This is a genomic window from Glycocaulis sp., assembly GCF_051859565.1.
Lineage (GTDB): Bacteria > Pseudomonadota > Alphaproteobacteria > Caulobacterales > Maricaulaceae > Glycocaulis.
This window is the reverse complement of the sequence record NZ_JBHYFK010000013.1, coordinates 1-9,870: the sequence shown is the minus strand read 5'-3', so window position 1 is coordinate 9,870 and position 9,870 is coordinate 1. Positions and strand designations below refer to the sequence as shown.

General features: G+C 64.2%; 7 protein-coding genes. All 7 read left to right on the top strand.

The window, feature by feature from the left end:
* Positions 1-127: 127 nt before the first annotated feature.
* The 7 genes from ACTIGC_RS13435 to ACTIGC_RS13405 all read left to right on the top strand — a co-directional run bounded on the left by ACTIGC_RS13435 (position 128) and on the right by ACTIGC_RS13405 (position 9,722).
* Positions 128-1,336 (top strand): acetyl-CoA C-acyltransferase, encoded by a 1,209-nt coding sequence (locus tag ACTIGC_RS13435; RefSeq protein WP_439634899.1) that lies wholly within the window; start codon positions 128-130, stop codon positions 1,334-1,336.
* A gap of 71 nt (positions 1,337-1,407) precedes the next feature.
* Positions 1,408-3,021, top strand: coding sequence for a tetratricopeptide repeat protein (locus ACTIGC_RS13430; RefSeq protein WP_439634898.1), 1,614 nt, complete (start codon positions 1,408-1,410; stop codon positions 3,019-3,021).
* Between the two features lie 66 nt (positions 3,022-3,087).
* Positions 3,088-5,325, top strand: coding sequence for an alpha/beta fold hydrolase (locus ACTIGC_RS13425; RefSeq protein ID WP_439634897.1), 2,238 nt, complete (start codon positions 3,088-3,090; stop codon positions 5,323-5,325).
* Between the two features lie 101 nt (positions 5,326-5,426).
* The gene (locus ACTIGC_RS13420; RefSeq protein WP_439634896.1) at positions 5,427-7,262 is read left to right on the top strand and encodes an SLC13 family permease; all 1,836 of its coding nucleotides are present in this window, start codon (positions 5,427-5,429) and stop codon (positions 7,260-7,262) included.
* A 20-nt stretch (positions 7,263-7,282) separates the two neighbouring features.
* Complete coding sequence (locus ACTIGC_RS13415) at positions 7,283-8,491, top strand: CaiB/BaiF CoA transferase family protein (RefSeq protein WP_439634895.1); 1,209 nt, start codon at positions 7,283-7,285, stop codon at positions 8,489-8,491.
* 155 nt (positions 8,492-8,646) lie between these two features.
* Complete coding sequence (locus ACTIGC_RS13410; protein WP_439634894.1) at positions 8,647-9,432, top strand: outer membrane protein; 786 nt, start codon at positions 8,647-8,649, stop codon at positions 9,430-9,432.
* A gap of 17 nt (positions 9,433-9,449) precedes the next feature.
* Positions 9,450-9,722, top strand: a complete 273-nt coding sequence (locus tag ACTIGC_RS13405; RefSeq protein ID WP_439634893.1) for an OmpA family protein — start codon at positions 9,450-9,452, stop codon at positions 9,720-9,722.
* The last annotated feature ends 148 nt before the right edge of the window (positions 9,723-9,870 follow it).

The window sequence follows — 9,870 nt, the reverse complement described above, 5'->3', positions numbered from 1 at the left end:
CCCCTCCGTCTGGCAAGCCAGACACCTCCCCCGTAAACGGGGGAGGACATCCCGTCGCAGGCATGGATCACCCGCATGAAGCGGGTGATGACAGGCACAAGAGCTTTAAAGAGAAAAAGAATCCCCCATGACCGACACCTATATCTATGACGCTGTCCGTTCGCCGCGTGGCAAGGCCAAGGAAGATGGCGGGCTGGCGGCGCTGAAACCGCATGAGCTGACCGGCCAGATCATCGCCGCGCTGGAGGCGCGCAACGGCACAGACGCGCTGCAGCGCGCGGCGGGCCTTACGCTGGGCTGTGTCGGGCAGGTCGGCGCGCAAGGCGGCCACCTGGCCCTTGTCACCCGAATGCATGCTGGCCTGCCCAGCAGCGTACGGGCCCTGACCATCAATAATTACTGCGTCTCCGGCCTGACGGCGGTCGGCCTGGCAGCCAATGAGACGATGGCGGCCGATGATGACCGGCTGCGCCTTGCTGGCGGGGTGGAGATGATGAGCGCCGTGCCCTTCATGGGTGACAAGGCGTTCTACTATGCGGACCCGAAGACGGCATCTGCCCTGCGCTATGTGCCGGTGGTTCTCTCCGCCGACCTGATGGCCACCATGGAAGGCTTCACCAAGGAGGAGCTGGACACAGTCACTGCCCGCTCCCACCAGCGTGCCGCTGCGGCGCGCGAAAAGGGCGGTCTTGATGAGGTGATCGCCATAAAGGACGCCAAAGGGCAGACCGCTCTTGCCCATGATGAAAGCGTGCGTGCCGGCACCACGGTCGAGGGACTTGCCCGTTTTGCCCCTGCCTTTGCCGAGATGGGGGCGGCCGGATTCGACGCGGTGATGCTGAAAGCGCGGCCCGAACTCAAAGAGATCAGCCATGTCCACTCGGTCGCCAACTGCCCGCCCGTGTGCGATGGCGCGGCACTGGCGCTGGTCGGCGCGAAGGCGGCTGGGGAAGCAGCAGGGATAAAGCCCAAAGCGCGCATCCGTGCTTTTACCGAAGCCAGCGCCGATCCCGTGCTGCAGCTTACCGCGGGCTTTGCGGCGATGGACCAGCTGCTTGCGCGCACGGGCCTGAAGCTGTCCGATTTTGACCGGATCGAATTCATGGAGGCCTTCGCCGCCACCCCGGTGAAGTTCGAGCGCGATTACGCGCCGGACCTCGACAAGGTGAACCCGGAAGGCGGGCATCTGGCCATGGGCCACCCGATGGGTGCGTCAGGCGGTATATTGCTCGCCACCATGGTGGCGGGGCTGGAGCGTTCTGGCGGCACGCTGGGCTTGATCGTCGCTCATGGCGGGTCGGGCGTAGGCAGCGCGATGGTGGTGGAGCGGGTCTGACAGGGTTTTTGGGCTTACAGCCTGGTCACTGACCTCTATTCTGGGCGGGTTCCACACAGGAGTCCGCGCCCGTGTACCATCTCTTCCTCACTGCCAGGCTGATCTTGCTGGCCGGCGCGCTGGCGCTGGCGGGGCTGGTATCAGCGAAGGGCGATGAGATAGCCGGGCTGGTGGCCGGTCACGTGGACGCGGCGCTGGAGGTGCGCAGTGAAGGGCGGCCAGTGGACGCTGCCCTCATGCTCTCTGACCTGCTGGAAGCCCTTCTGGACGCTGACGAAGCGCTTGATCCGGCCATCCTTTCCGATGTGCTGTTTCATTATGCCGAAACGCTGAGGCTGGCGGACCGCCCGGACGCGGCAGAGGCAATGGCGCGGCGCGCTCTGCAGATTGATACCGGCCGTCTGCCGGCGGATTCGCCCGCACTCGCAGCTGTTTACTCGGTGCTGGGTGCTGCGCTGCTCGATCAGGGCAGGGGCGCTGAGGCAGAGACCGAATTGCGTGCCGCATTGCCGATATATGAGGCCGCGTTCGGGGACCACGCCTACACGGCCGTCACGCTCTATCAGCTCGCACAGGCGGCCGACGCGCAGGCTCATTACCCCGCCGCCGCGCGCCTCGCCGCGCGCGCCCTTGTCATGCTGACGCGTGTGCCGGAGGCAGACCAGCCTGACGGGCTATCCGGGCAGGCTGGCTTTCTCGCTGCGAGGTCCTATGGCGAGTGGTATGACAGCGCGCGCCGGGCGAGCGACTGGAGCGGGACACGCGATGCCATGCTGGGCCGGGCCGCACTGGCCGGGGCAGGTCAGGACCGCGCCGCGCGCCGCGTGGAGTTGTCCGAATTCCTGCTGGCACGATCACTGGAGTCACAAGCAGCATTTGAGGCCGGGCGCTTCGCCGAGATCGAGGTGCTGGCGGCGGTGGCCATGGAAATATGGCAGGCCGAGCACGATCTTGATCCGGTCTATATGAGCGCGGCCATGGCTGCGCTTGCGCTTGCCCTGTCGGAGCAGGCCCGCCCCGACGAGGCCCTTGCGATGCAAGGACGCCGCTTCGAGTTCGTGACCATTGCCATGCAGGACAGGCCGGTCAGTGTGGCGCATGCCCTATCCACCTACGTGACCGCGCTGACCAATAATGGGCAGGACGCCGAAGCCCGCGCGGTGTTTGCCCGTCATGCAGCGGCTCTGCAGGGACGGCTGGGCGGGACGGACCGGGCAGTGCTTGCCATGACCGAAGCCCGCTTGCTGAGCCTCGACGGTGACCACGCGTCAGCCTTGCGCCTTGCCGGTGAAGCGCAAGCTGATCTGGAGGCTGGTGGTGCAACGGCTCATGACTTGCAGAACTTCCATTCCGAGCGCAGCGCCATCGCCCGGCGTGCCGGGCGATATGAGGACGCCTATGCGGACCTGTTGCGCGGCCGGGAACTGGCCGATCCCGCACCGGGCTCCTTCGACGCGATGTACTGGGACGGCAGCCTGGCCGTGATAGCACTCTATCATCTGCACCGTCCTGGCACGGCGCTAGACCGCGTGAGGGATGCGTCTGCCAGCCTCATAGGTCACGCCAGCGCGCAGGCAGATGCCCGTGGAATTGCCGATGAGGGCAGGGAAGTCACCAGCCTTCGCAGCCTCTTCATCCTGCACACCGAAGCGGTTTGGGGTACTGCCCACGCCCGCGAGCCGTGATGTGGCCACTGTCTGCTTGCGGGCCGTCTTGCTTGCGCTAGTGTAGCAGGTGGTTAACGCCGGTCAGTGAGGGCGCGGCGCACGATGGGGGATGCGATGGTTCGGGACTGGCAGGGGGCGCTGGCGGCGCTGACACTCGCGTTTGGTGTATCGGCGGCTGGCTGGGCGTTTCAGGAGGATGCCGATCCGCCTGCAGAACCTGAAAGCGCGGCTGAGGACGCCGGGGCGGAAGACACGCCGGATCCGTTGAACTCCGACGAGGAATTGCCGCCTGAAACGGCTGCATCCTCCTTCACGGACACGCCGCCGCCAGCGCTCAGTTCGCTGGCCGAGGGCGATATTGTCCCCGTCATCTGCCCGTTTCGCGGCTCCATCGACTATGAGCCGGGCGATATAAGCTGCGGTCTGCTGGCGGTGCGAGAGAACCGCGAGTCCGAAGCCAGCCGGGTGATCCAGCTTCTCTACGTGAAAATCCACGCGCGCGGGCCGGAAGACGAAGACGGCGAAGGCGAGGATGATGAAGGCGAGGACCAGCCTTACGAGCCACTGGCCGACCCGATCGCGTATCTGACCGGCGGGCCGGGCGTTGGCGTGACGAGCTATGTGGAGCGTTTCGTGGACCATGCGGCCACCGAGACGCGCGATCTCTATATCCTTCAGCAGCGGGGCATCACCCAGTCGGGCGATTTCTGCCCGCTCTTTTCTCTGGAAGAGCCTGCGCTCAATACCGGACAGACCATTGCCGAGCAGGAAGAGTTCGAGCGGCGCCGTCTTGCACGCTGCTTCGAGCGGGCGCTGGCCGAAGGCGTGGACCTGTCGGCCTATAACACGGTGGAGAATGCGCGCGATGTGCGCGTGCTGCGCGAGGCGCTCGGCTACGAAAGCTGGAATGTCTGGGGCATCTCCTATGGCTCCCATCTGGGGCAGATGCTGACGCGGGTCGACCCGGAAGGCATCCGCGCACTGGTGCTGGACGCCATTGTACCCAACGATCTTGAAAACCTGATGCGCATCCATCGCTGGGCTGCGCGAGTTCTCGATCATATCGTCACGACATGCGAGGCCGACGCAGCCTGCGCGCGCGCCTACCCTGATCTGGAGGCCCGGACCTATGCGGCTATGGCCTCGCTGCAGGAGAACCCGGTGGTCGTGACAGTATCCGACACGGAGGTGTTTCCGGGCGGGCAGGTCGCTGTCGGCGGTGCGGCGATCGCCTTTGCACCGTTCTCCATGATGTACGAGCAGAGCACCTATGCTGGCCTCGCCGGCGTACTGAACGCGCTGGTGCGGGCAGCCGAGCGGCGCGACGAGACGGTCTTTACCGCGATAGCGCTGGGCGGGGGCGGTAATCTGGCGGGCGGGGATTTCTCGCCCGGCATGAACGCTGCCATCTCCTGCAATGACGGCTACACGTGGCAGAGCGCGCAGGTGATCGCCGAGGATATGGGAGAGGTTCCCGGTCTCGCCGGCCTTATCGGCTCGGTGGAGGGCGCAGCGGCCAGCCAGGCCCTGTGCGAACAATACGGGATGGGATTGCGAGACCGGGTTGACTACATGCCCGTAAGTTTTGACGGGCCAACGCTGGTGGTGAACGGGGCGTGGGATCCGATTACGCCGCCCGACCTTGCCCGCCAGATCATGCCGGGTTTTGCCAATGGCCAGTATCTTGAAGTGCCGTTTGCCGGACATGGCCCGACCCGCTCTGATGAATGCACGGCCGGCATCATGGTCGCCTTTTTCGACGATCCCGCGGCCGAGCTGGACACGTCTTGCGTGGAAACGGCCAATGCCGAGCCGTCATTCGTCATTCCGATGACGTCTCGCTTCGTGGCACAAGCCATCGTCAGTAGGGAAGAAGACCGCCCCGCCCTGATCGCCACGCTTGCGTGGGGCGGCATCTCGGCGCTCATTCTTGGGATTGCCCTGCTGGTATTCCCGGTGGCATTCGTTCTGCGCCGTATCGACCGCACGCCCTCTGCCAATACTGGCGGCGCGCGCGCTGCCAGCGTGGCCGCAGCCGTACTGGGCGTGGGAGGGCTGGCAGTGCTGGGATATGCCGCCTGGTATACCAGCGAGATTTCTCCGATTGTACTGATTGCCGGTTTTGCCGGCCCGGCGCGTATCGGGGCCTGGGCAATCCTGCTCGGCGGCCTTGCAGGGCTTGCAGCCCTCTTCCTGGTGGCGGGTGCGCGCCTGTCGTCGGGACGCATGGCAATCGGCACGCTGGCCGGAATAATCCTGACAGCGCTGGCAGCCATTTCGCTGGCCGTGTTTGCAGCAGTGTCCGACCTGACGCCGTTCTAGGCTGTATCGCCGGCCCCGGGGTGCCCCCTTGCAGGAGGGCGCGCTTAAGTCCATGACGGCATGGACTTAAGCGCGCTGTCTTTTCTGTAGGGCCTCCCTCAATGTCGCTGCCGATCATACTTCTTGGAATCGTCCTGGCGGCCACAATGGCGCTCTTCCTCTGGGGAAAGCTGCGCCATGACGCCGTTGCACTGGCCGCGCTGGTGGCGTGTGTGTTGCTGGGACTGGTTCCTGCGGGCGATGCCTTCTCAGGTTTCGGCCATCCGGCGGTCATTACGGTGGCCTGCGTTCTGATTCTGTCCGGAGCGCTGCAATCGGCCGGGACAGTGGATGTGATCGCGCGCACCGTACTGCCCAAAAATGCGCACCCGATGGTCATGCTGACGGCCTTGTCCATACTGGCTGCGTTTCTCTCCGCCTTTATGAACAATGTCGGTGCCTTGGCTCTACTCATGCCGATAGCGCTGCAGATCGCCCGCAAGCAGGGCGTGCCGCCCGGGCGTTTGCTGATGCCTCTATCTTTCGCCTCCATTCTGGGGGGCATGACTACGCTGATCGGCACGCCGCCCAACCTGATAGTATCGGGTTTCCGGGCAGAGGCAGGCCTTGGCCCCTTTGCCATGTTTGACTTCGCGCCGGTCGGGCTTGCGATTGCGGGAGCGGGCATCGTTTTCGTGCTGGCGCTGTCATGGCTTCTGGTCCCGCGCCGCCACTCGCAGAGCGCCGAAGGGTTCGAGACAGGCAACTACCTGACCGAGGCGCGCGTGCTCGATGACAGTACGGCCAACGGGAAAACGCTGCGCGAGCTCCAGTCCAAGCTGGATGAAGCCAGCGCGCATGTGCTCGCCCTCATCCGCGACGAAAAGCGCTATCCGTCTCCCCATGCCAATCGCAAGGTGAAGGCTGGTGATCTTCTGGTGATCGAGGCAGATCCCGAAGGGCTGACAACGGCTCTTTCCGCGCTCGGCCTGCAACTGGAAGAAGAGGCATCTACCGCCCCTGAGGGGGAAGAAAACGGGCAGGAGGCCGCTCAGCCGGAAGAAAAAACGCCCGGTGGCCGCCGCCGCATCGTGCACGCTGATGAAGTGCACTTGGCCGAATATGCCGTATCGCCCGGCTCGGCACTGGCCGGGCGCTCGGCTAGCGACATCCGCCTGCGTACACGCTTTCAGGTGAATCTTCTCGCTATTTCGCGCAATGCCACGCATTCGCGCGCCCGATTGCGAACCATGAAGCTGAGAGAGGGCGATGTCCTCCTGCTGCAGGGCAGTGAAGAGGCGATCGCAGAGTTTGCCTCGCATATGGGCTGCGTGCCGCTGGCTGAACGTACGCTGCGCATTCCTGACGCGCGCAAGGCGATAACGGCTGCTGTAGTGATGGGCGGCGCGGTGGCGCTGGCCGCCACGGGCACGCTGCCGGCCGCCATGGCGTTTGCGGTGGGCGTGCTGGCCGTCATGGTGCTGCGCATCCTCCCGCTGCGGAATATTTACGACAATGTGGACTGGCCGGTGATCGTGCTTCTCGGCGCCTTGCTGCCGGTTGCCGGAGCATTAGAGAGCACGGGCGCTGCGAGTTTCCTCTCCGGCCAGCTTATCTCTCTCACCGGGCAGGCAGGGCCTGTTCTGTTGCTGGCGCTCATCCTGATCGCGACCATGACGCTGTCTGACTTCATGAATAATGCCGCTACAGCAGCGGTCATGTGCCCCGTCGCGATCAGCCTTGCTGCCGCTATGAATGTCAGCGCTGATCCCTTCCTGATGGCGGTGGCTGTCGGGGCGAGCTGTGCTTTCCTGACGCCAATCGGCCATCAGAACAATACGCTGATCCTCGGGCCGGGTGGTTTCAAGTTCAGCGATTACTGGCGCCTTGGTTTGCCGCTGGAGGTTGTCGTTGTCGCAATCGGCGTGCCGGTGATCCTGGTTGTCTGGCCACTCTAAGATAAGGAAGTAATAGCGATATGTCTGACGGTGCGTTGTCCCACATCAAGGTTCTGGACCTCTCGCGTGTGCTCGCGGGGCCGTGGTGCGCCCAGATCCTTGGCGATCTTGGCGCAGACGTTATCAAGGTGGAAAATCCTGACGGGGGCGATGATACGCGCGGATGGGGTCCGCCCTTCATGCCCGACGAGGGCGGCGGGCAGGGTGATGCGGCCTACTATCTGTGCGCAAACCGCAACAAGCGCTCGATTGCGGTCAATCTGCGCGAACCCGAAGGGCAAGGGATCATCCGCAAGCTGGCGGCGCAAAGCGATGTGGTCGTTGAGAACTACAAGACGGGCGGCCTGAAACGTTTCGGTCTGGATTATGAGTCCTTGAAAAAGGACAACCCCTCTATTGTGTATTGCTCAGTAACCGGATTCGGGCAGACGGGGCCGAACGCGCATTTGCCGGGGTATGATTTCCTCATCCAGGCGATGGGCGGCCTGATGAGCGTCACCGGCGAGGATGCGCCGGTGAAGGTGGGGGTTCCAATCGTCGATCTCTTCACCGGCGTTTACGCCGCTGGCGCCATACTGGCCGCGCTTGTGGCGCGCGATCAGGGCAAGGGCGGGCAGTATATCGACATGGCCCTGTTCGATGTGCAGGCGGCCATGCTGGCCAATCAGGCCTGTAACTTCCTCGTCGGCGGCAAGGTGCCAGGCCGCATGGGCAACCGGCACCCCAATATCGTTCCGTATCAGGATTTTCCAACTGCGGACGGCCGGGTCGCTGTTGCTGTTGGTGCCGATCGTCAGTTCCGCGCCTTCGCCGCTGTGCTGGGACGTCCCGAGTGGGCTGACGATCCGCGTTATGCGCGCAATTCGGCACGGGTTGAGTATCGCGAAGAGCTGTGCGGGGAGATCGCCAGCATCATGCGCCGCCGCGCAAGTGATGACTGGCGGGTGGAACTGGATGCCGCAGGTATTCCTTGCGGGCCGATTCAGGGGCTCGACGGTGTGTTCGCTGAACCACAAGCGGTGGCCCGGAACCTGACATTCGGCATGGATGTAACGGGGTCGGGATCCGCGACTCTTGTGGCGAATCCCATGCGCCTGTCACAAACTCCGCCTCGCTACAGCAAGGCGCCGCCACGATTCGCAGAACATACGATAGAGGTGTTGCAAGAACGCCTCGGGCTGTCACAAAATGATGTTGCAGCACTGAAAGAACGGGGAATACTCGCCTGAGTGGTATTCTTTTTGGAACGGAAGCTCTGGCATCTGCGTTAGAAATCCGCTACTCCAGTAGCAGAAGCGCCGGGTTCCGGCTGTTTCGTGCGTCCAAACGGCGCTTTGTACACCACACTCAACGAAGGACGTATTCCGCGTCCGGAGGGGGAATTATGAAAAAACGGCTTCTTACAGCTGCTGCTGTCGGTGCCTTTCTTGCTCTGCCGTCCGTAGCGGCGGCCCAGGAAGGCTGGTACGTCCGCGGCGCTCTTGGTTATGGTGCTCCTGGTGATGCCGATGTCACCAGCCCGGCGTTCACCGCCAACCCGTCTCGCGAAATCAGCGGCAAGAGCAATCTCCGCGAAGCTCTCGCGATCGGTTACCAGATGGACAGCAACTGGCGGATTGAAGGTGAGCTTGCTCACCGCTTCAACCAGACCGGCGCCATGGGTAATTTCGAAGAGAGCACCAGCTCTGTTCACGCCTGGTCGCTGATGGCGTCTGCCATCTATGACTTCGCTGGTTCGGACTGGTACCGCCCGTATGTCGGTGCTGGTCTCGGCTATGTGCGCTCGCACTTCTCTGGCGTTGGTGCCAGCACGGGTACGGCTACCGCGACTTCGGTGCCGGTTGAAATCCGTGGCGATGATGGCGCTCTGGGCTACCACCTGCTCGCCGGCATTGGCTGGGTTCTGTCCGAGAACCTGATGCTCGACACCGAGTATCGCTATTTCGGTTATGGCTCCACCTCTTATGGCAACGGTAGCGTAAGCTCGCTGCGTGGCCACGAGGCCTGGATTGGCCTGCGTTACCTGTTTGCGGCTCCGGCTGCGGTAACTCCGCCACCGCCCCCCCCCCCCCCCCCCCCCCCCCCCCCCCCCCCCCGCCCCCGCCGCCTCCGCCGGCATGCGAAGACGCGCAGTTTGTGGTGTACTTCGAGTGGGATCGTGCGAACCTGACCGATCAGGCCCGTCAAGTGATCAACAACGCTGTCAACAACGCCCGCAACTGCGGCGTGGCCAGCGTTCAGATCGACGGCCACACCGACACGTCCGGTTCGGCCACCTACAACCAGGGCCTCTCCGAGCGCCGCGCCCGCGCGGTTCGTGACGAGATGGTTCGTCTGGGCGTCCCGACGGGTTCGATTTCTCTGAACGCGTTTGGTCAGACCCGTCTGGCCGTTCAAACCCGTGACGGTGTGCGCGAGCCGCTCAACCGTCGTGCGGAAGTGACGATGGACCTGCGCTAGTCGCAAGTTCCATGGTCTGAATGACTGACGGACGGGGCCGGGGGCGCGCCCCCGGCCCGGGGTGGGTGTTTTTGGGGGGGGGGGCCCCCCACAACCCCGGGGGCGCCGCGCCGGGCGGGGGGGGGGGCGCCCGCCCCCCCCCCCCCCC